Below are 25,182 nucleotides of genomic sequence, written 5' to 3'. Positions count from 1 at the left end.
TTATTTCGCGTCCCGTGCGGGGACAATGGTGTGCGTCAGCCCGGTGACATGGACCAGTGCGACTTCAATCCGGCTCAGGTCGCTATCAGCCAGCCGGCCGATGCGCTGGCCGATGACCTCTTTTCTGACCGGCGTTATCTTCTCGACCATGACCTGAGACAGATGCTGAAGACCATTCTCGGAAGTAGGCGCTATGATCGGGCGAAGAAGTGGTGCTTCAAGCAGATGCGTCGTCTGAGGACATGCCAGAGCCGTGGTGTAGGTCACGAGAAACTCATCAGCCTGAAGAATGACGGCTGGTCGAGGTTTGCCGAGTTCACCGGGAAAAACCGCAAGCACGACATCTCCTCGGCCCAACTTCACGGTTTGTCCCAATCGGTTGGACCAACGGCTTCGATCCAGTCCTCAATGTCTTCCTTGGCGTCGGCTTCGGCGATCCGGCGCATTTCTTCCTCCGCTTGTCTGCGGAAGGCTTCGCTGGTGAGATCCGGCACCCAGATCTCGATCGGCCGATATCCCTGGCGGATCAGTTCGGCCCGTTCTTCGGGTGATATTTCCCTCGGTCGTCCCATTGTCCGTTTCCTGTCTCAAGGTGGCGGTTGCAATGCTACTCCACAATCTCCGCCGTCTCCAGCACGGCATGGAACAGCACGTCGGCTCCCGCCGCCGCCCATTCCCTGGAAATCTCCTCGGCCTCGTTGTGGCTGAGCCCGCCGACGCAGGGACACATGATCATCGTCGCTGGCGCCACCTTGGCGGCCCAGCAGGCGTCGTGGCCGGCGCCGGAGATGATGTTCATGTGGCTGTAGCCGAGCTTTTCGGCCGCTTCGCGGACACGGCCGACTAGGACCGGATCGAAGGTCACCGGGTCGAAATGGCCGACCGCCTCGACAGAACAGCCGACGCCGAGCGGTTCGCAGATTTCGGCGGCCTGTTTCTCGATCGTCGCCCGCATGCGGTCGAGCTTTTCCTGGGAGGGGGTGCGGATATCGACGGTGAAGACCACCTTGCCCGGCAGCACGTTGCGGGAGTTGGGCGAAAAGAACACCTGGCCGACGCCGCCGACGGCGCCCGGCTGTTCGGACATCGCCACCGCCTGCACCATTTCGAGGATGCGGCCGAAGGCAAGGCCGGCATTGACGCGCAGGTTCATCGGCGTCGAACCGGTATGCGCCTCGCGGCCGGTCAGCGTGAATTCCAGCCACCACAGGCCCTGACAGTGGGTGACGACGCCGATCTGCTTGTTCTCGGCCTCGAGGATCGGCCCCTGTTCGATATGATATTCGAAATAGGCATGCATCTTCCGGGCGCCGACCTCTTCGTCGCCGAGCCAGCCGATGCGTTTCAGCTCGTCGCCATAGGTCTTGCCGTCCGGGTCCTTGCGGCCATAGGCGTAGTCGATCGAATGCACGCCGGCGAACACGCCCGACGCCAGCATGGCCGGCGCGAAGCGCGCGCCTTCCTCGTTCGCCCAGTTGGTGACGACGATCGGATGCTTCGTCCTGATCCCGAGGTCGTTCATGGTGCGCACCACTTCCAGCGCACCGAGCACGCCGAGAACACCGTCATATTTGCCGCCGGTTGGCTGGGTGTCGAGATGGCTGCCGACATAGACCGGCAACGCATCGGGATCGGTGCCGGCGCGAGTGGCGAACATCGTGCCCATCCTATCGACGCCCACCGTCATTCCTTCCGCCTCGCACCACCGCTTGAAGAGGTGGCGGCCTTCGCCGTCAGCATCCGTCAGTGTCTGGCGGTTGTTGCCGCCGGCAATGCCGGGGCCGATCTTCGCCATATCCATGAGCATGTCCCAGAGACGGTCGCCGTTGACGCGCAAGTTCTCGCCGGGTGCTGCCACCATTTTTCAGTCCTCGCCTGTTTCACGTCCACCCCTTACGGGCGGCATGTCTTTCGTTCCCGCTGGTCCTTCGCGAGCCGGCTTTGAAAAAGCCATGCCAAGATCGGCATTGCGTTTATTCCGCTTGTCGCCGATAATTTGACCGCTTGGTAAAACATTACAATTTCCTCGGCTCCACTCAAGACGAAAATCACGAAAAATCCAGAGGAATTTCGAAAGCGCCGGATGGACGCGGAAGAGGGCAAGGACAGGCATGGCCATCCCAAGGGCGGCGAAGACGCAGAGACGCACCCGCATCCAGGAGGAGAAGGAGGAGCGCATCCTCGAAGCGGCGCTCGACGTGTTTTCCCAGAACGGTTTCCGCGGCGCCACGATCGACCAGATCGCCGAGGCGGCCGGCATGTCGAAACCCAATCTGCTCTATTATTTCCGCACCAAGGAGGCCATTCACCGCCATCTCATCGACCGGGTCCTGTTCACCTGGCTGGAGCCGCTGCGGGCGTTCAACGCCGAGGGCAATCCTGAATCCGAGATCCGTTCCTATATCCGCCGCAAGCTCGAAATGGCCCGCGATTTCCCGCGCGAGAGCCGGCTGTTCGCCAACGAAGTGCTGCAGGGCGCGCCGCATATCGAGGACGAGCTGAAAGGCCCGCTGAAGGCACTGGTCGATGAAAAGGCGGAGGTGATCCGCGCCTGGGCGCGGTCCGGCAAGATCGCCAAATGCGACCCCTACCACCTGATCTTCTCGATCTGGTCAACGACGCAGCATTATGCCGACTTCGATGTGCAGGTGCGCGCCGTGCTCGGCCAGAATTATGCGGGCGAGGGCCGTTTCGAGGATGCGGCGCGGTTCCTGGAGCAGCTCTTCATCGACGGGCTGCGGGCGCGCAACGCGTGATTATCATCGGATGACCTGAACGAAAAAACGCCGGCGCGGAGGCCGGCGTCTTCTAGTTTACCGATTGCCGAGCCTGGTGTCAGGCAGCGGCGGAAGCCTTGTTGGTCGGGACTTCTGCGATCGTCTTCAGAACCTGGGAAGCGATCTGGTAGGGGTCGCCCTGGGAGTTCGGACGGCGGTCTTCCAGATAGCCCTTGTAGTCGTTCTTGACGAACGAGTGCGGCACGCGGATCGAAGCACCGCGGTCGGCGACGCCGTAGGAGAACTTGTTCCACGGAGCCGTTTCGTGCTTGCCGGTCAGGCGCTTGTCGTTGTCCGGGCCGTAAACGGCGATATGGTCCATCAGGTTCTTGTCGAAGGCAGCCATCAGCGCTTCGAAATAGTCCTTGCCGCCGACTTCGCGCATGTACTTGGTCGAGAAGTTGCAATGCATGCCCGAGCCGTTCCAGTCGGTGTCGCCGAGCGGCTTGCAGTGATATTCGATATCGATGCCGTACTTTTCAGTCAGGCGCTGCAGCAGGTAGCGTGCCATCCAGATCTGGTCGGCGGCCTTCTTGGAGCCCTTGCCGAAAACCTGGAATTCCCACTGGCCCTTGGCCACTTCGGCGTTGATGCCTTCGTGGTTGATACCGGCTGCGAGGCAGAGGTCGAGATGCTCTTCGACGATTTCGCGCGCGACGTCGCCAACGTTCGAGTAGCCGACGCCGGTGTAATACGGGCCCTGCGGAGCCGGGTAACCCTGTTCCGGGAAGCCGAGCGGGCGGCCGTTCTGGTAGAAGAAGTATTCCTGCTCGAAGCCGAACCACGCATCCTCGTCATCGAGAATGGTCGCGCGGGCGTTGGTGGAATGCGGCGTGACGCCATCCGGCATCATGACTTCGCACATGACCAGCGCACCGTTGGTGCGGGCCGGATCGGGATAAAGCGCAACCGGCTTCAGCACGCAATCGGACGAGCGGCCTTCGGCCTGCATGGTCGACGAACCGTCGAAGCCCCACAGCGGCAGCTGGTCGAGCGTCGGGAAGGTGTCGAATTCCTTGATCTGCGTCTTGCCACGCAGGTTCGGTACCGGGGTGTACCCGTCGAGCCAGATGTACTCGAGCTTATACTTGGTCATATTTTATCTCTCAGGCCGTGACGTTCATGGTTGAGCCATCCGAGGAAGCGGTATCGCGACGATGCCGCGCCTCCGGGGTACACGAGAGAACGCATTTCCCGTGCCAGTTTGGAGCCGGGGAACGGTTTTGGGTTAAAAAAGTGTGAATGAAGGCGCGTCGCGAGGGTCCCGACTGGGAGCAAAAGCCCGGTAGATGAGGACACTCTCATGAAATCCGCGGGTTTTGAAGGTTCTGTGATGATTGCCCGGAACCGAGGTCGCTTGGCATACGTTTTCCCCGCAGCGTGTCCCTCTGAGCAAAATAGATCGCCGGAACCTCGTTACCGCTAAATTAGCGCCTAGCGCGAGTCGCGGAAATGATGTAAAATAGTGCAATAAGCACAAAAAATGTGCAGATTTGTGCTCTGTGGGTGTTTGAATGCACTTTTGAAGTTAGGAGACGATCGGATGACAATTCACATCCATCGTGAGTCGGCAACCATATACCAGTTCCCGGTCCGCCCGAGGCGGCGACTGGAGGACGGCCGGACCGTGCCGACCGGAATCCATGAGGTAGCCTTGAGCGTGGTCGATACCAATTGCTGGTATCATGATGAAGCGGTGCGGGATTCCGAGGTGAAGACCGACCAGCCGAAGCCCTGCTGACCCATGGATGACGAAAAGGCCGCGCCATTTCTGACGCGGCCCCTGTTTCTTCGATCTGTTGTTCCTCAGAATGCGAACAGCTTCAGCATCGCGTAGCCGAAAACCGCGATGAACAGCCAGCCGAACGCGCCGAGCGCCAGCGGCCGCCAGCCTTCCGCCTTGAGTTTGCGGATATCGGTCTGGAGGCCCATCGCGGCGAGCGCCATGGAGAGCAGGAATCTCGTCACCGTCACAAGCGTCTGACTGACCCCGGCCGGAATGGCGACCGCGCTGTTGACCAGCATCATCCCGATAAAACCTAGCACGAACCACGGCATGGGTGCCGAAGCCCTCGATGCGCCTTCACCGCCGGAGCGCATGGCGAGCGCCAGCGTCATGATCAGCGGCGCCAGCATGACGACGCGGGCGAGCTTGGAGATGGTGCCGAACTGCCCGGCGACATCGCCGCCCTGGAAGGCGGCGGCAACCACCTGGGCAACTTCATGGATGGTCGAGCCGGTCCATAGCCCGTAACCGCGTGCATCAAGCCCGAGCGGGGCGGCGAGCAGCGGGTAGGCGAGCATCGACAGCGAGCCGAACAGCGTCACGCAGGCGACCGCATAGGCCACATGTTCCTGCTTGCCGCGCACCACCGTATTGGCGGCGATGACGGCGGAAGCGCCGCAGACCGAGGTGCCGGCGGCGATCAGGTCGGTGAGCGAGCTATCGACGCCCATCGCCCGGCCGACCACGCGGATCGCCACGAAGGTCGTCGCGAGCGTCAGCGCCACCATGGCAAGACCGGCGCCGCCGAGCGAGAGGATCTGGCCCGCCGTTACCTGCAGGCCGAGCAGCACGATGCCGAAACGCAGGATGCGCTTCAAGGAAAAGCCGATGCCGGGTTCGACGGCCGCCGGAACGGCCCCCAGATTGCGGATCAGCATGCCGAAAACGATCGACAGGATGAGCGGGCTCAGCGCCATCCATCCGGTCAGGTTGCGGACGGTGAGGGCGGTGGCGGCGATCGCGGCGGTCAGAAGAAGTCCCGGAAGAAGCCGGGCGAGGGGCAGCCACTGGGGCGAGGAGAGGAGGGAGCGCTGTTCCGCAGTTGGCTGGATCGGCTTCATGATTTTTCCGCGAGTCTCTGAATTCGTCGAAAACCATTCTCCCTTTTGCAAAAACACAAATCCAATTGATAAGTTTTCTGATATCGTTCGCTAAAAGCGAATGGTTTTGGATGATGACCCTCGATCAGCTTCGAATTTTTCTGGAGGTGGCTTCCCGCGAACACGTGACGCGCGCGGCGGAAGCGTTGAACCTGACGCAGTCGGCGGTCAGTGCCGCGATCTCGGCGCTGGAGGCGCGCCACGCGGTGATCCTCTTCAACCGGGTCGGGCGGCGGATTGAGTTGACGGAAGCCGGAAAGCTCTTCGTGCCGGAGGCCCGCGCGGTGCTCGAGCGGGCACAGACGGCCGAACATATGCTCGCCGATCTCGGCGGTTCGGCCTCAGGCATCCTGCGCGTCCATGCCAGCCAGACGGTGGCGAGCTACTGGCTGCCGGCCCGGCTGGTCAGCTATCACGAGCGGTTTCCGCGCGTCGATGTCAGGCTGACCGTCGGCAATACCCAGAGCGCTGCCGACGCGGTGCTGACCGGGGCGGCGGAACTCGCAGTCGTCGAGGGCGAGGTATATTTGACCGGCCTCAAGCGCCGCAAGGTCGCGGAGGACCGGCTGGTCCTGGTGGTCGGCAGCCGCCACCCCTGGGCCGACGGGCGAAAGATCCGCTCGAGCGATCTTCTCGAAACCAACTGGATCATGCGCGAACTGGGGTCGGGCACGCGCTCGGCCTTCGAGGCGCAGCTCACCAATCTCGGCATCGAGCCGCAATCGCTGTCCGTCGTGCTTGAGATGCCGTCGAACGAGGCGGCGATGGCGGCGGTCGAGGCGGGCCTGAGCGCTACGGTGATTTCCAGCCGCGCCGCCTCATCCCATTCCTTTTCCGGCCGGCTCCACGTCGCCGATTTCCCGATGCCGCTACGGCAGTTCTCGGCGCTTTTTCACGCCGAGCGTCATGTCACCCGGGCGCTGCGCGCCATGCTCGACCTGTTGAACGAGCCTGCAGACGACGACGGTCGCTGATCGCTTCCCGGGAAAAACCGATAGACGGCCAGTAAACATTTCCTCGCGTTTCTGTGAACGATAAAATTTAAGTCGTTCATTTTTGTTGAACGGTACGTCCGCAACTTGCTGTCTATCGGCGAGGAGGAACTTGCACCATCTTCACCATCAGAAGCGCGGCAACGAGCTTCGAAGGACAAGATCAGACACGAAGAGAGGGGCTTCGAGAAAACTCGGCTCCGACACATGCAAGGAACAAGACAATGACCAGAATTTCTTCCGCTATCGCCGCTGCCCTGATTGCTTCGGCTTCGTTCGGTTCAGCCGCTCTCGCCGAAGGCGACTATTACCAGGGCGTCCAGAAGAACGCTCCGGCTGCCTCTGCCTCTGTCACTGTCGATCACATCAGCACCGGCAGCATCGGCCAGAACGACAAGCTCCAGGCCGACGTCAACAGCGGCGACTATTTCGACGGCGCCCAGCGCCCGAACTAAAAAATCGTTCGAGGCCTGAAACCGAAATCCATCCGGCTCCGTATTCCATGCAGAACGTAACGCAGACCGGACCAAAACCAACAAACTCAAAAGGACGACGACAATGACCAAGATCACTTCCGCAATCGCCGCAGCTTTCATCGCTTCGGTCTCCTTCGCCGGTGCAGCTCTCGCTGACGAAGGCGACTATTTCCAGGGCGCTTCCAAGGCTTCCTCCATGGTCGATCACATGCAGACAGGAAGCATCGCCAAGGACCAGCAGAACGCCCACCAGATCCCGGCTTCGGTCGGTCGCGGCGATTATTATGAAGGCGCAAACCGCCCGAACTAACCGCAGCTCATTCAAGACACCGAACAATCATCCGCAGGCCAGGTCGCAAACTCAAAGCCGCGGAACACTCTGAAGGGACTACAACAATGACCAGGATTTCTTCCGCTATCGCCGCCGCCCTCATCGCTTCGGCTTCCTTTGCATCCGTCGCTCTCGCCGACGGCGACTATTACGAAGGCGCATCCAAGGCTTCCGCCACGATCGACCAGGTCCAGACCGGCAGCATCGGCCAGAAGACCGACGCCCAGACGGCCGGCGTCCAGGCCGACGTCAACAGCGGCGATTATTTCGATGGCGCAAACCGCCCGAACTGATCTCCGCGCAGCGCAGACGAAGAAGGTCCGGTAACACCCGGGCCTCTTTGTTTTTAAGGGGTTCAAGAGCCTGGTTTCGCGGGGAGGGAGGCGCAAAGCCGCATGGCCGAAGTCGCCGGGCCTTTCGGGAAATGTCGCAGCATGTTTTGGAGTGTGCTATAGTTCCTCGACCGAAAGAAGTCTTTGGAGGCAAGAGCCATGGAGAGACTGCTTTTTAGGAATATGCGCCCGCTTTACGGTTGGCTTTTCGTCGTCGGCTGGTTCGCCATTCTCATCCTGATGACCTTTGTTTTCTTCCGCAATGGCGGCGTGGCGGAGGAGCCGTTCAGGGCTCTCATCCTCGCCTTTTTCTGGGGGCTGGGAGGGTGGCTGGCATCCGGATCCTTTGCCCGGCCGATCGTCTCGGTCCGGCAGGATAACGACGGCAGCTTGATCGTCACCCGTCGCTGGCTCTGGACCCATGACGAGGAGCGTATCGATCCCGGCCGCCTGCCGGCTCCGACCATCGAGGTGGAAAGCGACGGCGAGGGCGGCATGCACTATCGCTGCCTCTTGAAGACGCCGGAACATGGATCGGTGGAATTCAGCGAATACCCCAAGCTGGACAAGGCGGCCCTCGCCCGCGACCGCATGGCGTCGCTGATCAGAAGCGCCCGAACGAGAACGCCGAGAAACACTCCGCCTCTTTCCGGCTCGCGCTAGGCCGCCCGGTTCCAAGGCATGCGCTGGAGCAAGAGGGCGAGGCCGCACCAGCCGCTGAAGCCCGCAAAGGCCAGCATGAAGCCAAAGAATCCGGCCAGTGCAAAGGCAGGCGTCAGGCCGAGAAAGCCGAGAGCCACGCACAGCAGCACGAGGCTGCCGACGATCATCTGCACCTGACGGAAGATCGACGGCCCACCCTGGCCCGCTGCTGGTCCGACGACGGGCAGGCCTGCCTGTTTCCATGCGGTGATCCCGCCTTCGAGATTGTAGGTCTCGTGAGCGGGCAGGATATTTTCGAGTTCACGGCAGGCCTGTTCGCCGCGTCCGCCCTTCAGGCAATGCACGACGATCCTGCGGTTTTCCGGAATCGTCAGGACCTGTCGCAGGTCGGCGATGGAACCGAGAGGCAGCGAGGCGGCGGCGGCGATATGCTCTGCCCGGAATTCCTCCGGCTCGCGCACGTCGATCAGGATCGCATCGCCTGCGGCCAGCCATTCGGCCGCCTGCGTCGCGGATACGGTTCTCTTGGTTTCGGTCGTCATTTCATTTGCCTTTGCAGAAATGCTGATAGAGCACGCCCATCAGCTCGCTGACGGCCGGATGGACGATGAAATAGAAAAGCGTTCGGTGTTCCCGCCGGAAGTCGACGATGCCTTCCTCCTTCAGCTTGGCCAGATGCTGCGACATCGATGTCGGGGCAATTCCCGTTGCCGCTATGAGCTCGGAGACGCTGCTTTCCCCTTCTGCCAAAGCGCAGAGAACCAGCAGCCGATGGGTATTGGCCAATCCCTTGAGAAAGTTCGCTACTTCCTCGGCCTTCACGGGCATTTCGTCGGTCAGATCCATGTGGTCCCTTTACAATTCATATTTTTCTTATATCATAAAAATGTGAATTGTAAAGGGACCACAAGAGGCCGGAATGACGAAAGACTATCGCCAGATCACCAGGGACATATCCACATATACCGCCGAAATGCGGAAGCTGACGCCCGACGCGATGCAGGGATTTTACGCTCTGTCGAAGGGGGCAGGCGCCGATGGGGCGCTGGACAGGAAGACGAAGGAACTGATTGCGCTTGCGATCGGCATCACTCAGCGGTGCGATGGCTGTATCGGCTTCCATACAAAGGCGTTGCACGGACTTGACGCCACCCGGCAGGAGATCGCCGAAGTGGCGGCGATGGGCGCCTATATGGGCGGTGGTCCGGCGCTGATGTATGCCGCCGATGCGTTGCGCGCCTGGGATCAGTTTTCAGAAGCAGTGTGAAAGGGGAGGGCGGTCCCGTGCCGCCCTCCTGTCTCGGTGTGATTTATTCCGCGGCCTGTCTCGCCATCGGGTTGTTGGGATGCTGGGTCCAGTTGGCGTAGGTCGGATCGACCACCTTGCCGGTGCGCTTGTCGAGTTCGCCGGCCGGCAGGGTTTCCATGGTGATGCAGTTTTCGACCGGGCAGACGTTGACGCAGAGATTGCAGCCGACGCATTCCTCTTCCATCACCTCGAAATGGCGTACGCCATCGACCATCGAGGTGATCGCCTGGTGGGAGGTATCCTCGCAGGCGATGTGGCAGCGGCCGCACTTGATGCAGGCGTCCTGGTCGATATGCGCCTTGGCGATGTAGTTGAGGTTCAAATACTGCCAGTCGGTGACGTTGGGGACCGCGCGACAGATAACATCATCAAGCGAGCGGTGGCCTTTCTCGTCCATCCAGTCGGAAAGACCGGTGATCATCTCCTCGACGATCTTGAAGCCGTAGGTCATCGCCGCGGTGCAGACCTGTACGTTGCCGGCCCCGAGCGCCAGGAACTCGGCGGCATCGCGCCAGGTGGTGACGCCGCCGATGCCGGAGATCGGCAGGCCGTAGGTTTCCGGATCGCGGGCGATCTCGGCGACCATGTTGAGCGCGATCGGCTTGACCGCCGGGCCGCAATAACCGCCATGGCTGCCCTTGCCGCCGACCGAGGGGTTGGGCGAGAAGCTGTCGAGATCGACCGAGACGATCGACGAGATCGTGTTGATCAGCGACACCGCATCAGTGCCGCCGCGCTTGGCGGCGCGGGCGGGATGGCGGATGTCAGTGATATTGGGCGTCAGCTTGGTGATGACCGGCATGCGGGTGTACTGCTTGCACCAGCGCACCACCATTTCGATATATTCCGGCACCTGGCCGACCGCGGAACCCATGCCGCGCTCGGACATGCCGTGCGGACAGCCGAAATTGAGCTCGATGCCGTCGACTTCGGTTTCTTCGACCAGCGGCAGGATCGCCTTCCAGGCCTGTTCCTCGCATGGGACCATGATCGAGGCGACGATCGCCCGGTCCGGCCAGTTCTTCTTCACTTCCTTCATTTCGCGAAGGTTGGTGTAGAGGTCGCGGTCGGTGATCAGCTCGATATTGTTCAAGCCCAGCAGGCGGCGGTCGGCGCCCCAGATGGCGCCGTAGCGCGGGCCGTTGACGTTGACGACCGGCGGGCCTTCCTCGCCGAGCGTCTTCCAGACCACGCCGCCCCAGCCGGCCTTGAAGGCGCGCTCGACATTGTAGGCCTTGTCGGTCGGCGGCGCGGACGCCAGCCAGAACGGGTTCGGGGATTTGATGCCGACGAAATTGTTGCGGATATCAGCCATTGTCCTGGTCTCCCCTCAAGCCACTGCGGTTGCCGGCTGCGCTGCGGCAGCCAGGGCTTTTGCGATGCTTTCCGCGGCGTCACGCCCCTGCGCGACGGCCGACACGGTCAGGTCCTCGCCTGACCCGATGCAGTCGCCGCCGGCCCAGACGCCCTCGATCGAGGTGCGGCCTTCGGGATCGACCACGATCTTGCCCTTTTCGAACTGCAGCGCGCCGAGGCCCGAGGCGGAGAAGGTCTGGCCGATCGCCTTGAAGATCTGGTCGGCGGCGATGACGCCGGTCTCGCCGGTGCCGATCAGCTTGCCGTCGCGGATCGCGGTATATTCCACCTCGATGCCGGCGACATGAGCGCCATTGGGGCCGTCCTTGCCGATGATCGATTTCGGCGCCAGCCAATGGCGGATGATGACGCCGTTGGCGGTCGCCAGATCCTGCTCGTAGGGCGAGGCGTTCATGTTGTCCTTGCCGCGGCGATAGCAGATCGTCACCTCTTCGGCACCGAGCAGCTTTGACTGGATCGCGGCGTCGATGGCGGTCATGCCGCCGCCGAGGACGACGACGCGCCGGCCGATCGGCAGCACGCTCTTGTCCTTCGCCTGGCGAAGGGCGGCGATGAAATCCACCGCGTCCTCGACGCCCGCCAGGTCCTCGCCTTCGATGCCAAGGCCGTTGACGCCGGCAAGGCCCATGCCGAGGAAAACGGCGTCGTATTTGGCGGAGAGGTCGGACAGCGAGAAGTCGCGGCCGAGTGCCTGGCCGTTGACGATCTCGATGCCGCCGATCGCGGTGACGTAATCCACTTCGCGGGCGGCAAAATCGTCCACCGCCTTGTAGGTGGCGATGCCGTATTCGTTGAGGCCGCCGGCCTTTTCGCGGGCTTCGAGGATGGTGACCGAATGGCCGTGCATGGCAAGCCGATGGGCGGCGGCAAGGCCGGCCGGACCGGCGCCGACCACCGCGACCGTCTTCCCGGTCGGAGCCTTGCGGCTATAGAACTGCCTACCCTGTTCCATGGCGATGTCGGTGGAATAACGCTGCAGCTTGCCGATCTCGACCGGCTTGTCTTCCGCGGTGTTGCGTACGCAGGCCTGTTCGCAGAGCGTCTCGGTGGGACAGACGCGGGCGCACATGCCGCCGAGGATATTCTGGTCGAATATGGTCTTCGCCGAGCCGATCGGATTTCCCGTCGATATCTGCCGGATGAACAGCGGGATATCGATGGAGGTGGGACAGGCCGTCATGCACGGCGCGTCGTAGCAGAAATAACAGCGATCGGCGGCGACCAGCGCCTCGTGCCGGTCGAGACGCGGGTGGAGATCGGCGAAATTCGCCTCATAGTCGGCGGCGGCGAGGCGGCCAGCCTCGATCCCGGCCTTTTGACCGTTTCCCAGTCGTTCCATCCTAAGTTCCCTCTTTTATGGATTTTGGACAACTATTGGGCAAAAGGTACCACAGCGTAAAAATTTATCAAACGGTAAATTTTTGAAAATGGCGAGACCGTATCAGGGTGCCCGATATATCATGATAAAAAGAGTCCACTTTAATCTTTACTCTGAAAATCAACTTTAATATGGTGCCGGCCATCGAGGAACCGAAGCGTGAGCAGAATCGGCGGCGAGGGGCATATGGCCAAGAAGCAGAAACAGAAGAACGGCAATTCCGGCGCGGAGGCGAAGAGCGCCGAAACGCGGGGACCGGCGGTGACCGACGTCCGCAGCTTTCTCTATGTCGGCGGCCGTGACTGTCAGGTGGCGCACCTGAGGGAGATCGCCAGCAATTTCGGCGCCGAACTGATCCACCACGACGGCGGACTTCGCGAGGCGGTCTCCCGCATCGACACGGTGCTGCCGTCGGTCGACTGCGTCTTCTGCCCCATCGACTGTATCAGCCACGATGCGTGCCTGAGGGTGAAGACCGGCTGCAAGAAGTTCGGTGTCGCCTTCGTGCCGCTGCGCAACGGCTCCAAATCCAGTCTGGAGCGGGCGCTCCAGACCATGAAGGAACGCAATGATGAACGAAGAACGTCGTGACACCGGCCTTTTCATCGGCCTGCACAAGCTCGCCGCCCAGAATGGCGACGGGCTGGTGCCGGAACTCTACGCGCTGCTGACGGCCCGCGCCGAGGCGGCTGCGGATATGGCCAATGTGGTGGCGCTGCCGAAGACTGAACGGCAGCGCTCGGCGGATGTTGCCGAAGTAAGCGCAAAGGTCCTGGCTTTTAGGCGATAGGCCAACTCCCTCTGGCCATTTCCCTACAAGGAACAAGACAATTGCGTATGGGACACGAGGCGGTGCGGCATTCGTAACCCTCCCCCTTGTGGGGAGGGTGGCCGGCAGGCGGGAGGGGTTTTGATCCGGAGCGAAGACCCCTCCCCACAAGGGGGAGGGGCTCCACGCACCGCCCCAAATCCCATATAGCCTTCCGTTGTGGAGAAGATAACCGCCACGCCAAAGGGAGGCCTAAACCTCCCGAACCCTGAAAAACGCGCCCGCCGCCACCACCAGCCAGCCCAGCATCATGCCTGTCCCGCCGACCGGTGCGGCCATCGGAAACAGCCGGTCGCCGAGATAATGGCGTGACACCAGATCGCCGGCGAAAATGATCGTGCCGAGACCGAGCACCAAGGCGGCAAGCGTCGCCGTGCGGAAATGCCGGTGGCCGAGATAGAGCCCTAGCAGGACCGGCGCATGCGCCAGGCACATGGTCGAGGCGGAGCCGAGGAAGACCGTGTCGCCCCCGTGGCTTGCCGCCGCTGCCAGAGCGACGCCAGCAGCGCCCATCAGTCCGCTCACAAACAGAATCAACGGCCGCAATTTATGGAGTCTTTCCAAAGGCCTATTCCTTGTTCTGCATATGGAAGGCCAGCCGTTCGATCGGCGGCCAGATGATCTCGCGCAGTTTCGGGTTTTCGATTGTCTCATCCATGGCGCGGCGGAAGCAGAGCATCCATTCGTCACGTTCCAGCGGACCGATCGCCGCGCCGAAATGGCGCGAACGCAGCCGCGGGTGGCCATGTTTTTCCACATAGACAGGCGGGCCGCCGAGGTAACCGGTCAGATAGTCGTAGAGCTTTTCCTCGCTGCCTTCGAGGCTCGGCGGGTGGACGGCGCGGCAGCGGGCTGCTTCCGGCAGGGTATCCATCAGCTCGTAGAAGCGCTTCACCAGCGCCCGCACCGTCGCGTCGCCGCCGATCGCCTCGTAAAGTGTGATGGTTTCGTCCGCCATGCCCGTTCGGCCCGCCTGTCTGATCGTTACAAACGGTGTTACCGATCGATACCCGGGCGGGCAAGCGCTAAGGCGTCGCAGATCAGGAGCCGCCGGCGTCTCAAGCACCCAGCAGGCGTTCGGGATCAATTCGTCGACGGGGCGGTCATTCCGACCCCGCATCCACCTCTTTCGCGTCGGGCTCGGGCAGCGAGCCGGCGCCGGGCGTCTTTTCCCTGTCGATCAGATGTTCCTCGGCATGCGGCCCCGCCGGTGGGTGTTTGGCCGTTTTCACGGGCCTTTGCCTGTGCTCGATAACTTCCTGTGCAGTCCGCTCGTCAGCCATCCTGATCCTCCGACATTGGGGTTTCGGAAACCAACGTCGAGGGAGGAGAGGAGTTCCGATATGCGGGGCCCGAGAGCCCGCCGACTCGCAATGCGGCGCGCTCCATCCTCAAAAAGATAAGGCGGAACCGGGGAGAGCCCCGGTTCCGTTGCCACACCCTTCTTCAGCGGCGGACCAAAAAGGGCGGGCGCAATCGTCCTGGGTTCACACCACCTTCATGGCGCCGGGGCCGGGCGTGGCGCCCGGCGGCACCTTGCCGAGGATGATCATGCCGAGCACTTCGTCCTTGGTGACGTCCTCGGTGCGGGCATGGCCGACCACCTTGCCGTTCTTCATCACGAAGACGCGGTCGGCGAGGTCGAAGACGTCGTGGATGTCGTGGCTGATCAGGAAGATGCCGATGCCTTCGCGCTTCAACTGCTTGATGAGATCGCCCACCTGCGCGGTCTCCTGCGGCCCGAGCGCTGCCGTCGGCTCGTCCATGATCAGGATGCGGGCGTCGAACAGGATGGCGCGGGCGATCGCCACCGATTGCCGCTGGCCGCCGGACAGCGCCTTCACCGGTTCCTTGAAGCGCTTGAAGTTGGGGTTCAGGCGGCCCATCACCTCGCGGGTGCTGGCCTCCATCGCGACGTCGTCGAGCGTGCCCCATTTGGTCTGCAGCTCGCGGCCGAGATAGAGATTTGCGGCGGCATCGACGTTGTCGGCGACCGCAAGTGTCTGGTAGATCGTCTCGATGCCGTATTTCTTGGCGTCGCGCGGGTTGCGGATGTCGGCGGTCTCGCCGTTGATCATGATGTCGCCGTTGTCGCGCTTGTAGGCGCCCGACAGGACCTTGATCAGCGTCGATTTGCCGGCGCCGTTATGGCCGAGCAGTGCCACGACCTCGCCGGGGAAAAGATCGACCGAGGCATTCTCGACAGCGTGGATCCCGCCGAAGGAGATGGAAATGTTCTTCATTTCCACGAGCGGAGTGGTTTGTTCCGTCACGATGAAAACTCCTGTTACTTGGCGCGAGAGCGATAGACGGTGTCGAGCCAGACGGCGGTGACCAGCACCATGCCGACGACGATGCGCTGGAACGGCGAGTCGATGCCGAGCAGCACCATGCCGGACTGAAGCGACTGCATGACGAGCGCGCCGAGCATGGCGCCGGCGATCGACCCCATGCCGCCGGCAAGCGAGGTGCCGCCGATAACGGCTGCGGCGATGGTATAGAGTTCGTCCAGCTCCCCTTGCGCATTGGTGGCGGCGTTGAGGCGGGCGGTGGAAATCGCCGCGGCGATGGCGCAGAGCATGCCCATCAGCGCGAAGATCTTGACCGTCACCCAGCGGGTCTTGATGCCGGCGAGTTCGGCTGCCTCCGGATTGCCGCCGATCGCGAAGACGTAACGGCCGAAGCGCAGGCGGGTGGCGATGAAGGTCATGACGATGCCGACGGCGATCGCCATCAGGACGGGGATGGCGATCCCCTGCGAGATCAGCAACCCGCCTTCCGGCCAGGCGATGTTGTTGGCCTCGGCGTAGCGGCGGGCGATGGCGATCGGCCAGTAATAGTCGTTGGCGATATAAACCGCGCCAAGCACGACGACGCAGCCGAGCGCGACCAGCACGTATTCGGCCCAGATCGGCCGGCGCGGGAAGGAAAAGCGCTTGCGCTGGCGGCGCGCGTTGATGATCGCCCCGATGATGGCGAGACAGGCGACGATGCCGACGATCCAGCTCCAGGTGGCGCCGATCGAGCCTTCCGTGCCGCCGCCCATCAGGCGGAAGTTGACGTCCATCGGCGCGACCGTCTGGCCGCTCGTCACGAACCAGGTGGCGCCGCGCCAGATGAGCAGGCCGCCCAGCGTGACGATGAACGAGGGCACCCCGAGAAAGGCGATGATGACGCCGTGCATTGTGCCGATCAGCGCGCCGACGACCAGTCCGCCGGCCAGCGCTATGATCCAGATGGCCGGGTGGTTGAAGCCGAACAGTTCCGGCAGAAGCCGGGCCTGCAGCACGCCCATGATCATGCCGGTGAAGCCGAGGATCGAGCCGACCGAAAGGTCGATGTTGCGGGTGACGATGACGAGCACCATGCCCGTCGCCATGACGGCGACCGAGGCGGTCTGCACCGAGAGGTTCCAGAGGTTGCGCGGCGTCAGGAAAAGGCCGCCCGTCAGGATGTGGAACCCAACCCAGATGATCAGCAGCGCGCCAATCATGCCGAGCATGCGCGTGTCGATCTCGGTCGCGCGGAAGAAGCGGGCAACGACGCTGCCTTCTGCCTTTCCCGCCGCTGTCGATGTTTTTGAATTCGTTGTGGACTGTATCGTCTCGGCCATGTTCGCCGTTCCCCACTTTAGCGAGACGCAGCGGCCCGAAGATGTCGAGCCGGATCGCGCCTGCGCGACGTTCAGCCGCCGGGTAGCCCGCCGGGGTACCTTTATGCGGCCGCGCCATCTTACGCCGAAAACCGACGCCGCGGCAGAAGTGCTGCGGCGTCGGTGAGTTTATCGTCTGTGCACGGCCATGTGTTACTTGCAGGCAGCCACTGCGCCAGCCTTGACGCCCTGGCAGGCTTCAGCCTTGCTGATCCAGCCCGCCTCGATGACGACGTTGAGGTTGTCCTTGGTGATTGCCTGCGGCTTCAGGAAGACCGACTGCATCTTCACCTTCTTCGGACCGCCTTCGAAGGTCTGGACGCCCTTGATCTCGGTCAGCTTCTTGCCGCCGGCAAGCGCCAGAGCGATTTCAGCGGCGTTCTTGCCGAGTTCTCGGCTGTCCTTCCAGACGGAAACCGTCTGGGTGCCGAGCGCCACGCGGTTCAGGGCCGCCTTGTCGGCGTCCTGGCCGGAGACCGGAACGGAACCGGCAAGACCCTGGGCATCGAGTGCCGCGATCGCGCCGCCGGCAGTGCCGTCGTTGGATGCGACGACAGCATCGACCTTGTTGTTGTTCTTGGTCAGGAACTGTTCCATGTTCTTCTGGGCATTTTCCGGCTTCCAGCCGTCGGTATAGGCTTCGCCGACATTCTTGATCTTGCCGCCGTCGATCGCAGCCTTCAGCACTTCCATCTGGCCGGCGAACAGGAAGTCCGCGTTCGGATCGGAGGACGAGCCCTTGATGAAGACGTAGTTGCCTTCAGGCTTTGCCTTGAAGACGCCCTGCGCCTGCAGGCGGCCGACTTCCTTGTTGTCGAAGGTGATGTAGAAGGCGGCCGGGTTTTCGATCAGGCGGTCGTAACCGACGACCGGGATGCCTTCGGCTGCAGCCTTTTCGACGGCCGGGCCGATGGCGCTCGAATCCTGCGCCAGAACGATCAGGGCATTGGCGCCCTGCGAGATCAGCGACTCGACGTCGGTGAGCTGCTTTGCGGCGGACGACTGGGCATCAGCGGAAATATACTTGGCGCCGGCAGCTTCGAGTGCCTTCTTGATGGCGGCCTCGTCGGTCTTCCAACGCTCTTCCTGGAAGTTCGACCAGGAAACGCCGACGACGAGATTGGCCGCCATGGTGGCGGAATGCATGGAAACGAGGATGGCCGCGCCAGCCATCAGCTTTACGAATGATCTCATAATGTCCTCCCGAGTGACGGCGGATGGGCGCTAGCCTCCGTGCTCTCCCCCCGCCAGATAATCTGCCGGAGAAAGCATTCAGCTTTTTTCTCGACAGTCGAGAAATTAGATGTCAGAGATTCCGAGAGCTGTCAATCGGCACTTGTGGAGGGGAAGGCACTGCCGTATCGACAGACGGAGTGAGGGAGGCGGAGTGAGGGAGGCTGCAGGCGGAATGCTGGCGAAATCGAGCACGGAACTGGTCCGGCAGCAGAACAGCGCGCTCGTGCTGTCTGCGCTGCGTCGCCACGGCCGGCTCGCGCATACGGAGATCTCGGATGCGACCGGGCTGGCGTCGGCCACCATCTCCTCGATCACCGCTGATCTCGAACGCGCCCGCATCATCGAAAAGAGCGAGCAGCAGGCGACCGTCGGTCGCGGCCGGCCGCGCGTTCTGTTCAGCCAGCGGCGCAATTGCGGCTACCTCATCACCGTCATCATCTCGTCGGACCTGATCCAATATTCGCTGGTCGATTACGCCGGCACGCTGCTCGACCGGTTCAGCGAACCGCGCGGCGAGGGCGGTACGGCGGCTTTCCTGGCCGTCATCTCGGCGGGGCTGGAACGGGCCGCCGAACGCTCCCGCATCGACCGCGGCAGCGTTCTGCTCGTATCGGTCAGCAGCAAGGGGCTGGCGCATCCGACAGAACCGGTGCTCGTCTGGTCGCCGGTCTTCGGGTCGCACCCCGTCGATTTCGCCGCGGCCCTGAAAGACGGTTGGCAGGCCAAGGTCATCCTCAACAACGAGACGCTGCTGGTGGCCGGCGCGCTGCTTGAGCGGGAAGTGAAGACGCAAGGGGGAGGCGAGCCGGTTCTGGCCGCGCTCTCGCTCGGCCACAGTATCGGGCTCGGGATCGCGCGCCGCGTCGCCGGCGGTGTTCCGGAAATCTCGGCACCCAATTTCGGACACATGCTGCATATGCCGAACGGCGGCCTTTGTCGCTGCGGCGCGCGTGGCTGCGTCGAGGCCTATGCCGGTTTCTACGCCATCCTGCGCGCCGCCTTCGAGGTGCCGGTGGATACGATCCCGGCCAAATTCGTGCCGGTCGCCGAAATCGACAAGATCGCCGCTCGCGCCCGGCAGGGCAATCGGATGGCGCAGCTTGCGTTCCGCAATGCGGGCGCGGCGTTGGGCTATGGCCTGTCGCGGCTTCTCAGCCTGCATGGCCATATGCCGGTGTTCATCACCGGTCCCGGCACCCGCTATCAGGACCTGCTGCAGGCGGGTATCGAGGAAGGGCTGGCGCAGACGCATGTGGTGCGGCTCGGCGGCATGCCGGGACTGACCGTCGTGCCGGACGAGCCTTCGCTGGTATTCGAGGGCCATCTCAACCTTGCATTTTCGATCGTAGACCAGGATATCATCGGATCACGCCAGAACATGCAGGCCGCCGGCGAATGACGGTTGGCGACGACAGGGCGGGAGTGAGACCATGATCGATCCGAACCATCCCTTCTACGCGCCGCTCTGGCGCCGGGTGCTGATTCCCGCCGTTTGCGCCGTCTGGGCGATATTCGAACTGGTCGCCGGCGAGCCTTTCTGGGCGATCATCGTCGGCGCCTTGGGCGCCTACGCCGCCTACAAGCTGTTCATCGAGAAGAGAAAGCCGCCGGTCGAGAAGCCAGCCGACGAGCAGCCGGACCAGGATTTGTCCTAGCGCCAAAACAGGCCCTTGATCGCGGTATCGATCAGGAAGTTGGCCGTCTTCATGCGGGTATTGGCATTCTCCCGGAATTCCGGCGCGACGCCGTCGGGATGGTTGGCCTTGGCGAAATGCCGGCGCTTTTCGGCAAGCGTCGCCTCCGTGTCGGCAGCGGTGATGGCAAGCTCGGCGGCGATTTCCTCGGTCGTCAGCCGCAGCAGGTGGGCGGGAATGACCGGTGCCGGAGGCAGTTCTTCCGGTTCCGGAGGCGACGGCTGCCGCTCCAGTTCGATCTCGGTCACCTCGGGAAGAAAGGCGAAATAGGCTTCGGTCCCCATGGCTGCTACCGCCGGACCGTCATTCGTCGGCGCAACGAAACCCATGTCGAGCCCCTGGATGCGGAAGCCCGCGCCGGTCTCTTCGGCATCGCCCTCGTCGTGCTCCTGCCTCAGCCGTGTCAGCACCGACTGGAAAACCGATTGCCCAAACAGCATGCGCCACCTCTTTTATCGGCGGGACTAGAGCATGCGGAGATGGCGTCGAGCTTGCGGGCGCGCTCCTCTTCTTCCCGTTGCGGAGAAAGAGAACTCTACTTTGCTATCCTGAGTTTTCGGCAGGTAAAGGGCGTGCCAAATTGGTTGTGCAGGAGATGCCGCATGTCGGAAAAACAGACGATAGAGAAGGGCCTTTTGGGCTTCTTGAGAGGCACGCCCCTCCGCTATGACGATCCGTTTGAACCCGCGATCGATCCGACGGAATGGGAAGCCATCAGGGAGACTGCAGGACTTCCTCTGCGCGAAAGTTATGTTTCGGCAGGAGTACTCTTCACGCTTGGCTCTGCCCCTGTCCCTGCCCATTCTGGCTCTGCGTCTGCCCTGCCGCCACAGTCAGGGAAACCTTGAGGTTTTCGCCGGCCGGGCCGAGGCGCATGCCGGAGACGGGCGCGCAGTCGCGGTAGCAGAGGCCGGAAGCGATCCGCACATAGCTGTCGTTGGGGCAGATGTTATTGGAGGCGTCGAAGCCGACCCAGCCGAGGCCCGGCAGGTGGACTTCCGCCCAGGCGTGGGTCGCGGCCTGTTCGGTCGTACCTTCCATCAGCAGGTAACCGGAAATGTAGCGCGCCGGGATATCGAGCAGGCGGGCAGCCGTGATGAATATATGCGTGTGGTCCTGACAGACGCCGGTCTTTGCCTCCAGCGCCTGCTCGGCAGTCGTCTCGGTGCCGGTCGCACCGGGCACATAGGCGACGGTCTCGTGGATCGTTTCCATCAAGGCATGCATCTTGGCGAGCTCGCTATCGCCCTTGAGGCTCTTGGCGAGTTCGCGGATGAACTTGCCCGGCTTTGTCAGCGCCGTCTCGCGCAGGAACAGCCAGAGCGGGCAGAAACCCTGGTGCGGGCCGAAGACGCCGGCGCGATCGTCGGTCTCCACCTCGCCGGAGGCGGTGATGCGGATCGTATGCTCGGTGCCTTCGATCGAGACGAGTTCGACCCGGTTGCCGTACTGGTCGGCATAGCCGGCCTCGATCTTGGCGCCATCGACGCTGACGGCCCAGTTGAGCACCTTCTGGCCGGGGCCGTCGATCGGCGTCAGCCTGAGGCGCTGCAGCGAATAGGGCACCGGCTCGTCATAGAGATATTCGGTCGTGTGGGAGATCTTCAGCCGCATGTGCGGTAAATCCTGTGCCTGTTGGGCCTATTGGTAAAAGCGGTAGCCTTCGGAGATTTCGGCGCTGAGCTGGTTGTTGCGGCTGACGAAATCCTCCAGGAATTCATGCAGACCCTGGTCCATGATGTCGGAAATCGAGCCGCGCTTCAGCGTCGAATGGATCGCCGCCGCCGTCTCGTGGGCCTTCAACTGCTCCCCATAGGTTTCCCCAAGGTAGCCGAGATTGCTGGTGATCTTCTCGTAACAGTAAGCCAGAGACCGCGGCATCTGCACTTTCAGGATCAGGAAATCGGCGATGTTGGCGGATTGGTATTCCCCGTCATAGACCCAGCCGTAGGAACGGTGGGCCGAGACCGAGCGCAGGATCGATTCCCATTGGTAATTGTCGAGCTTCGACCCGACCTGGCTGATTGCCGGCAACAGCACATAATATTTCACGTCGAGAATGCGGCTGGTATTGTCGGCGCGTTCGATGAAAGTGCCGATGCGCGAGAAATTGTAGAGGTCGTTTCGCAGCATGGAGCCATGGAAGGCGCCGCGGATCAGGCCGCAGCGGTGCTTGATGACATCGATCAGCTCCGGCAGGTCGGTCTGCTTCAGCTTGCGGGCGAGCCGGGCCTTCAGGTCGATCCAGCATTCGTTGGTCGCCTCCCAGGTTTCGCGGGTCAGCGCGGTACGCACCATGCGGGCGTTGTTGCGCCCGAACTCGATGCAGGACATGACACTCGACGGGTTCGACGTGTCGCGCAGCAGATAGTCGATCGCGTCCGCCGCCGTCAGCTCGGCGTGCACCTCCGAGTAGGCTTCGCGCACGCCGGCGCTTTCGAGCACGCCATGCCAGTCCTCGTCGGAGGAGCCGGCGCGGGTGAGCGAGACGCGCAGGCCGGCATCGACGAGACGGGCGATATTCTCCGCCCGCTCGATGTAGCGGAACATCCAGTAGAGGCCGTTTGCAGTTCTTCCGAGCATGTATCTACGACCTCAATCTTCCAGTACCCAGGTATCCTTGGTGCCGCCGCCCTGGCTGGAATTGACCACCAGCGACCCCTGTTTCAGGGCCACGCGGGTCAGGCCGCCAGGGATGATCTTCACCTTGTCGGAAACGAGCACATAGGGGCGCAGGTCGACGTGGCGGGGGGCGATCCCCTTGTTGACGAAGATCGGCACGGTGGACAGCGCCAGCGTCGGCTGGGCGATGTAGTTGTCGGGTCTGGCCGCCAGCTTCTCGGCGAAGTCGGTGCGCTCCTTCTTGCTCGCCGTCGGGCCGACCAGCATGCCGTAGCCGCCCGACCCGTGCACTTCCTTGACGACCAGTTCCTCGATGTGCTCCAGCACGTATTTGAGGCTGTCGGGTTCGGAACAGCGCCAGGTCGGCACGTTTTCGAGCATCGCCTTGCGGCCCGTATAGAACTCGACGATCTCGGGCATGTAGGAATAGATCGCCTTGTCGTCGCAGATGCCGGTGCCGGGCGCATTGGCGATGGTGATGTTGCCGGCCCGGTAGACGTCCATGATCCCGGGAATGCCGAGCGCCGAATCGGCGCGAAAGGTCATCGGATCGAGGAAGTCGTCGTCGACGCGGCGGTACAGCACGTCGATCGCCTCGTAGCCGCGGGTGGTGCGCATCTTGACGCGGCCGTCGATGACGCGCAGGTCGCCGCCTTCGACGAGCTCGACCCCCATCTGGTCGGCGAGGAAAGAGTGTTCGTAATAGGCGGAGTTGAAGATGCCGGGGGTCAGCACCGCGACCCGCGGCTTGCCCTTGCAGCCCGGAGGGGCGAGCGAGGCGAGCGACTGGCGCAGCAGCCTCGGATAGTCCTCGACGCGCTGCACCTTGTTCTGCGCAAACAGTTCCGGGAACATCTGCATCATAGTTTCCCGGTTTTCCAGCATGTAGGAAACACCGGACGGCGTGCGGGCGTTGTCCTCCAGCACGTAGAACTGGTCCTCGCCGGTGCGCACGATGTCGGTGCCGACGATATGGGTGTAGACGCCGCCGGGCGGCTTGAAGCCGATCATCTCGGGAAGGAAGGTGACGTTCCTCTCGATCAGCGCACGGGGAATGCGGCCGGCCTTGATGATCTCCTGCTTGTGGTAGATGTCGTCGAGGAAAGCGTTGAGCGCCAGGACCCGCTGCTCGATGCCTTGCGCAAGCTTGCGCCATTCGCGAGCCGAGATGATGCGGGGAATGATGTCGAAGGGGATGAGCTTTTCGGAACTGTCTGCGTGTCCATAGACCGCGAATGTGATGCCGGTCTTCCTGAATATGTTTTCCGCGTCTTGTGTCTTGCGGATCAGGTGCGCAGCGTCCTGACTGGCATACCATTCGTGGTAGGTCTTGTATGGCGGTCGCGGAAGGTTTTCCGCAGTCAACATTTCATCAAATGCCAAAGGCGCATTCCCCTTTTTTGGCCATAAGAATACAACGGTGCAGGCAATGCAAGAACTGTGCGCAATTCGCGGAAAAGAATTCCGCGCGTAAAAAAACACGGGCTCCATGCTCCACCTACCAGTAAATGCGGTGATTCTGGCACTCGGCAAGCATCCTACTTTAGGACGAGGCGAATAAGCCTCCTGCCTTGAAAAACATCATCTGCCCCAACGGCTGTGCAAGCATTGTTCAAGCGTTGCTCATCGCAATCATCAGTTTTTCTGCTTTGACGATGAAACGGGGTGGGAATAAGCAGGCGGCTTCCATGAAAACGGCCGCTGCCGAATCTCCGCCGGACATCCCCATCATGCTCGACCGCCTGGCTCCGGCCCTCTTCGTCTTCCTCTGGTCCACGGGCTGGATCGTCGCGAAATATGCGGCGGTGCACGCCGATCCCCTGACGTTTCTGGCCGGACGACACGCGCTTGCCGCCGCGGCGTTTTTCATCGTCTGCCTGATCACCCGGGCAAAATGGCCGAAGAGCCGTACCCAGATCGGCCATGCGATGTTCTCGGGCGTTTTCCTGCACGGGCTTTATCTCGCCGGCGTGTGGTATGCGATCGGGCAGGGCGTGCCGGCCGGTCTTTCCGGCATCATCGCCGGCCTGCAGCCGCTCCTGACCGCCATGGTCGCGCCGCTTTTCCTCGGCGAGCGCCTCAAGCCGCTGCAGAAGATCGGCCTGGCGCTCGGTTTTGCCGGCATCCTGATCGCGATCTCGCCGCAGCTTCTCGACGTCTTCGAACGCGGCCTGGCGGGGCTGGCGGTTCCGGTGCTGATCAATCTCGTCTCCATGACGTCGGTCACCTACGGCACGCTCTATCAGAAGCGGCACCTGCAGGAGGGAGACCTCTTCTCGATCGCCACGCTGCAATTCGTCGGCGCCCTGATCGTCACGATCCCGCTGGCGCTCGCCCTTGAAAATCTGCGCTTCGACTGGACGCATGAGGCGATCTTCGCCATGGCCTGGTCTGTCCTCGGCCTGTCCATGGGCGCCGTCGGCCTGCTGCTCTACCTCATCCGCCGCGGCCAGGTGTCTCGCGCCGCCTCGCTGATCTACCTCATGCCGCCCGTCGTGGCGATCGAAGCCGCGATCCTCTTCGGCGAGCCGCTGACCCTGCCGATGATCGTCGGCACCGCGATCGTGGTGGCGGGGGTGTATATGGTGAACCGGAAGGGAAGTGCAGAAAGGGATCTGCGTTAGAGGG

Annotated in this window: 33 protein-coding genes; 13 read left to right on the top strand and 20 right to left on the bottom strand. The window is 62.4% G+C overall.

The genetic code is table 11. The features are described from left to right. Genes ACSQ8R_RS13055 through ACSQ8R_RS13040 form a run of 4 tightly spaced genes read right to left on the bottom strand, consistent with a single transcriptional unit; the run spans window position 1 to window position 2,113 of the window. Entirely contained in the window at window positions 1-339 is a 339-nt protein-coding gene (locus ACSQ8R_RS13055; RefSeq protein WP_436253756.1) for a type II toxin-antitoxin system PemK/MazF family toxin, read from the bottom strand. Window positions 340-359: 20 nt separating this feature from the next. After that, window positions 360-572: an antitoxin MazE-like protein gene (locus ACSQ8R_RS13050; RefSeq protein ID WP_436253754.1), complete on the bottom strand. Its 213-nt coding sequence runs from the start codon at window positions 570-572 to the stop codon at window positions 360-362. Between the two features lie 35 nt (window positions 573-607). After that, a complete protein-coding gene (locus ACSQ8R_RS13045; protein ID WP_436253753.1) occupies window positions 608-1,861 on the bottom strand; it encodes a Zn-dependent hydrolase in 1,254 nt (417 codons plus the stop codon). Between the two features lie 3 nt (window positions 1,862-1,864). Beyond that, the gene (locus ACSQ8R_RS13040; protein WP_436253752.1) at window positions 1,865-2,113 is read right to left on the bottom strand and encodes a hypothetical protein; all 249 of its coding nucleotides are present in this window, start codon (window positions 2,111-2,113) and stop codon (window positions 1,865-1,867) included. On the opposite strand from ACSQ8R_RS13040, the gene rutR reads away from it, so the two are divergent. Then, on the top strand, window positions 2,112-2,756 hold the full coding sequence (rutR, locus tag ACSQ8R_RS13035) for an HTH-type transcriptional regulator RutR (RefSeq protein WP_436253751.1): 645 nt from the start codon (window positions 2,112-2,114) through the stop codon (window positions 2,754-2,756). The two genes, ACSQ8R_RS13040 and rutR, sit on opposite strands and share 2 nt — an antisense overlap. Window positions 2,757-2,835: 79 nt before the next feature. On the opposite strand, the gene ACSQ8R_RS13030 is transcribed toward rutR, so the two are convergent. Continuing rightward, the gene (locus ACSQ8R_RS13030; protein ID WP_436253749.1) at window positions 2,836-3,873 is read right to left on the bottom strand and encodes a glutamine synthetase beta-grasp domain-containing protein; all 1,038 of its coding nucleotides are present in this window, start codon (window positions 3,871-3,873) and stop codon (window positions 2,836-2,838) included. Between the two features lie 447 nt (window positions 3,874-4,320). Here ACSQ8R_RS13030 and ACSQ8R_RS13025 point away from each other — a divergent pair, with 447 nt between their 5' ends. Further along, window positions 4,321-4,518, top strand: a complete 198-nt coding sequence (locus tag ACSQ8R_RS13025; protein WP_436253748.1) for a DUF2735 domain-containing protein — start codon at window positions 4,321-4,323, stop codon at window positions 4,516-4,518. Between the two features lie 65 nt (window positions 4,519-4,583). Here the strand turns inward: ACSQ8R_RS13025 and ACSQ8R_RS13020 are convergent, their stop codons facing one another. Further along, the gene (locus ACSQ8R_RS13020; RefSeq protein WP_436253747.1) at window positions 4,584-5,624 is read right to left on the bottom strand and encodes a YeiH family protein; all 1,041 of its coding nucleotides are present in this window, start codon (window positions 5,622-5,624) and stop codon (window positions 4,584-4,586) included. A gap of 113 nt (window positions 5,625-5,737) precedes the next feature. On the opposite strand from ACSQ8R_RS13020, the gene ACSQ8R_RS13015 reads away from it, so the two are divergent. From ACSQ8R_RS13015 to ACSQ8R_RS12995, 5 genes are all read left to right on the top strand, one after another. After that, window positions 5,738-6,637, top strand: a complete 900-nt coding sequence (locus ACSQ8R_RS13015) for a LysR substrate-binding domain-containing protein (protein ID WP_436255462.1) — start codon at window positions 5,738-5,740, stop codon at window positions 6,635-6,637. A 242-nt stretch (window positions 6,638-6,879) separates the two neighbouring features. Further along, window positions 6,880-7,110, top strand: coding sequence for a hypothetical protein (locus ACSQ8R_RS13010; protein WP_436253746.1), 231 nt, complete (start codon window positions 6,880-6,882; stop codon window positions 7,108-7,110). A 103-nt stretch (window positions 7,111-7,213) separates the two neighbouring features. Next, complete coding sequence (locus ACSQ8R_RS13005) at window positions 7,214-7,441, top strand: hypothetical protein (RefSeq protein ID WP_436253745.1); 228 nt, start codon at window positions 7,214-7,216, stop codon at window positions 7,439-7,441. An 86-nt stretch (window positions 7,442-7,527) separates the two neighbouring features. Further along, complete coding sequence (locus tag ACSQ8R_RS13000; RefSeq protein WP_436253744.1) at window positions 7,528-7,755, top strand: hypothetical protein; 228 nt, start codon at window positions 7,528-7,530, stop codon at window positions 7,753-7,755. 198 nt (window positions 7,756-7,953) lie between these two features. Beyond that, window positions 7,954-8,457, top strand: coding sequence for a hypothetical protein (locus ACSQ8R_RS12995; RefSeq protein WP_436253743.1), 504 nt, complete (start codon window positions 7,954-7,956; stop codon window positions 8,455-8,457). Here ACSQ8R_RS12995 and ACSQ8R_RS12990 read toward each other — a convergent pair. Together ACSQ8R_RS12990 and ACSQ8R_RS12985 are read right to left on the bottom strand one after the other, a co-directional pair. Beyond that, window positions 8,454-8,999, bottom strand: coding sequence for a rhodanese-like domain-containing protein (locus ACSQ8R_RS12990; RefSeq protein ID WP_436253742.1), 546 nt, complete (start codon window positions 8,997-8,999; stop codon window positions 8,454-8,456). The genes ACSQ8R_RS12995 and ACSQ8R_RS12990 overlap by 4 nt on opposite strands. Window position 9,000: 1 nt before the next feature. Continuing rightward, complete coding sequence (locus ACSQ8R_RS12985) at window positions 9,001-9,303, bottom strand: ArsR/SmtB family transcription factor (protein ID WP_436253741.1); 303 nt, start codon at window positions 9,301-9,303, stop codon at window positions 9,001-9,003. A gap of 73 nt (window positions 9,304-9,376) precedes the next feature. On the opposite strand from ACSQ8R_RS12985, the gene ACSQ8R_RS12980 reads away from it, so the two are divergent. Then, on the top strand, window positions 9,377-9,724 hold the full coding sequence (locus ACSQ8R_RS12980) for a carboxymuconolactone decarboxylase family protein (protein ID WP_436253740.1): 348 nt from the start codon (window positions 9,377-9,379) through the stop codon (window positions 9,722-9,724). Window positions 9,725-9,767: 43 nt separating this feature from the next. On the opposite strand, the gene preA is transcribed toward ACSQ8R_RS12980, so the two are convergent. Continuing rightward, complete coding sequence (preA, locus tag ACSQ8R_RS12975) at window positions 9,768-11,081, bottom strand: NAD-dependent dihydropyrimidine dehydrogenase subunit PreA (protein ID WP_436253739.1); 1,314 nt, start codon at window positions 11,079-11,081, stop codon at window positions 9,768-9,770. 15 nt (window positions 11,082-11,096) lie between these two features. Then, window positions 11,097-12,482 carry an NAD(P)-dependent oxidoreductase gene (locus ACSQ8R_RS12970; protein ID WP_436253738.1) on the bottom strand — a complete coding sequence of 462 codons (1,386 nt, stop codon included), beginning with the start codon at window positions 12,480-12,482 and terminating at the stop codon, window positions 11,097-11,099. A 225-nt stretch (window positions 12,483-12,707) separates the two neighbouring features. Here ACSQ8R_RS12970 and ACSQ8R_RS12965 point away from each other — a divergent pair, with 225 nt between their 5' ends. Together ACSQ8R_RS12965 and ACSQ8R_RS12960 are read left to right on the top strand one after the other, a co-directional pair. Beyond that, a complete protein-coding gene (locus tag ACSQ8R_RS12965; RefSeq protein ID WP_436255461.1) occupies window positions 12,708-13,112 on the top strand; it encodes a DUF2325 domain-containing protein in 405 nt (134 codons plus the stop codon). After that, complete coding sequence (locus ACSQ8R_RS12960; RefSeq protein ID WP_436253737.1) at window positions 13,090-13,311, top strand: hypothetical protein; 222 nt, start codon at window positions 13,090-13,092, stop codon at window positions 13,309-13,311. The genes ACSQ8R_RS12965 and ACSQ8R_RS12960 overlap by 23 nt, the downstream gene beginning before the upstream one ends. A 231-nt stretch (window positions 13,312-13,542) precedes the next feature. Here ACSQ8R_RS12960 and ACSQ8R_RS12955 read toward each other — a convergent pair whose 3' ends face one another. The 6 genes from ACSQ8R_RS12955 to xylF form a co-directional block, all read right to left on the bottom strand. After that, complete coding sequence (locus tag ACSQ8R_RS12955) at window positions 13,543-13,863, bottom strand: DUF423 domain-containing protein (RefSeq protein ID WP_436253736.1); 321 nt, start codon at window positions 13,861-13,863, stop codon at window positions 13,543-13,545. 55 nt (window positions 13,864-13,918) lie between these two features. After that, window positions 13,919-14,308 carry a group II truncated hemoglobin gene (locus ACSQ8R_RS12950; protein ID WP_436253735.1) on the bottom strand — a complete coding sequence of 130 codons (390 nt, stop codon included), beginning with the start codon at window positions 14,306-14,308 and terminating at the stop codon, window positions 13,919-13,921. A gap of 145 nt (window positions 14,309-14,453) precedes the next feature. Continuing rightward, window positions 14,454-14,633, bottom strand: coding sequence for a hypothetical protein (locus ACSQ8R_RS12945; protein WP_436253734.1), 180 nt, complete (start codon window positions 14,631-14,633; stop codon window positions 14,454-14,456). Window positions 14,634-14,837: 204 nt separating this feature from the next. Beyond that, the gene (locus ACSQ8R_RS12940) at window positions 14,838-15,623 is read right to left on the bottom strand and encodes an ATP-binding cassette domain-containing protein (RefSeq protein WP_436253732.1); all 786 of its coding nucleotides are present in this window, start codon (window positions 15,621-15,623) and stop codon (window positions 14,838-14,840) included. Window positions 15,624-15,637: 14 nt separating this feature from the next. Next, the gene (locus ACSQ8R_RS12935; RefSeq protein ID WP_436255460.1) at window positions 15,638-16,852 is read right to left on the bottom strand and encodes a sugar ABC transporter permease; all 1,215 of its coding nucleotides are present in this window, start codon (window positions 16,850-16,852) and stop codon (window positions 15,638-15,640) included. Window positions 16,853-17,155: 303 nt separating this feature from the next. After that, window positions 17,156-18,196: a D-xylose ABC transporter substrate-binding protein gene (xylF, locus tag ACSQ8R_RS12930; protein WP_436253731.1), complete on the bottom strand. Its 1,041-nt coding sequence runs from the start codon at window positions 18,194-18,196 to the stop codon at window positions 17,156-17,158. A 214-nt stretch (window positions 18,197-18,410) separates the two neighbouring features. Between xylF and ACSQ8R_RS12925 the strand changes: the two genes are divergently transcribed. Continuing rightward, window positions 18,411-19,637 carry an ROK family protein gene (locus ACSQ8R_RS12925; protein WP_436255459.1) on the top strand — a complete coding sequence of 409 codons (1,227 nt, stop codon included), beginning with the start codon at window positions 18,411-18,413 and terminating at the stop codon, window positions 19,635-19,637. A 31-nt stretch (window positions 19,638-19,668) separates the two neighbouring features. After that, the gene (locus ACSQ8R_RS12920) at window positions 19,669-19,893 is read left to right on the top strand and encodes a DUF3329 domain-containing protein (RefSeq protein WP_436253730.1); all 225 of its coding nucleotides are present in this window, start codon (window positions 19,669-19,671) and stop codon (window positions 19,891-19,893) included. On the opposite strand, the gene ACSQ8R_RS12915 is transcribed toward ACSQ8R_RS12920, so the two are convergent. The 4 genes from ACSQ8R_RS12915 to ACSQ8R_RS12900 all read right to left on the bottom strand — a co-directional run bounded on the left by ACSQ8R_RS12915 (window position 19,890) and on the right by ACSQ8R_RS12900 (window position 23,937). Further along, the gene (locus ACSQ8R_RS12915) at window positions 19,890-20,372 is read right to left on the bottom strand and encodes a hypothetical protein (protein WP_436253729.1); all 483 of its coding nucleotides are present in this window, start codon (window positions 20,370-20,372) and stop codon (window positions 19,890-19,892) included. The genes ACSQ8R_RS12920 and ACSQ8R_RS12915 overlap by 4 nt on opposite strands. A gap of 331 nt (window positions 20,373-20,703) precedes the next feature. Further along, window positions 20,704-21,546, bottom strand: a complete 843-nt coding sequence (locus ACSQ8R_RS12910; RefSeq protein WP_436253728.1) for a transglutaminase family protein — start codon at window positions 21,544-21,546, stop codon at window positions 20,704-20,706. A gap of 27 nt (window positions 21,547-21,573) precedes the next feature. Beyond that, entirely contained in the window at window positions 21,574-22,515 is a 942-nt protein-coding gene (locus ACSQ8R_RS12905; protein ID WP_436253727.1) for an alpha-E domain-containing protein, read from the bottom strand. A gap of 12 nt (window positions 22,516-22,527) precedes the next feature. After that, window positions 22,528-23,937, bottom strand: coding sequence for a circularly permuted type 2 ATP-grasp protein (locus ACSQ8R_RS12900; RefSeq protein ID WP_436253726.1), 1,410 nt, complete (start codon window positions 23,935-23,937; stop codon window positions 22,528-22,530). 344 nt (window positions 23,938-24,281) lie between these two features. Here ACSQ8R_RS12900 and ACSQ8R_RS12895 point away from each other — a divergent pair, with 344 nt between their 5' ends. Beyond that, on the top strand, window positions 24,282-25,178 hold the full coding sequence (locus ACSQ8R_RS12895) for a DMT family transporter (RefSeq protein ID WP_436255458.1): 897 nt from the start codon (window positions 24,282-24,284) through the stop codon (window positions 25,176-25,178). The last annotated feature ends 4 nt before the right edge of the window (window positions 25,179-25,182 follow it).

The sequence above is a fragment of the Neorhizobium sp. LjRoot104 genome, assembly GCF_964253725.1.
Taxonomy (GTDB): Bacteria; Pseudomonadota; Alphaproteobacteria; order Rhizobiales; family Rhizobiaceae; genus Neorhizobium.
This window is presented reverse-complemented; position numbering and strand designations above follow the sequence as displayed.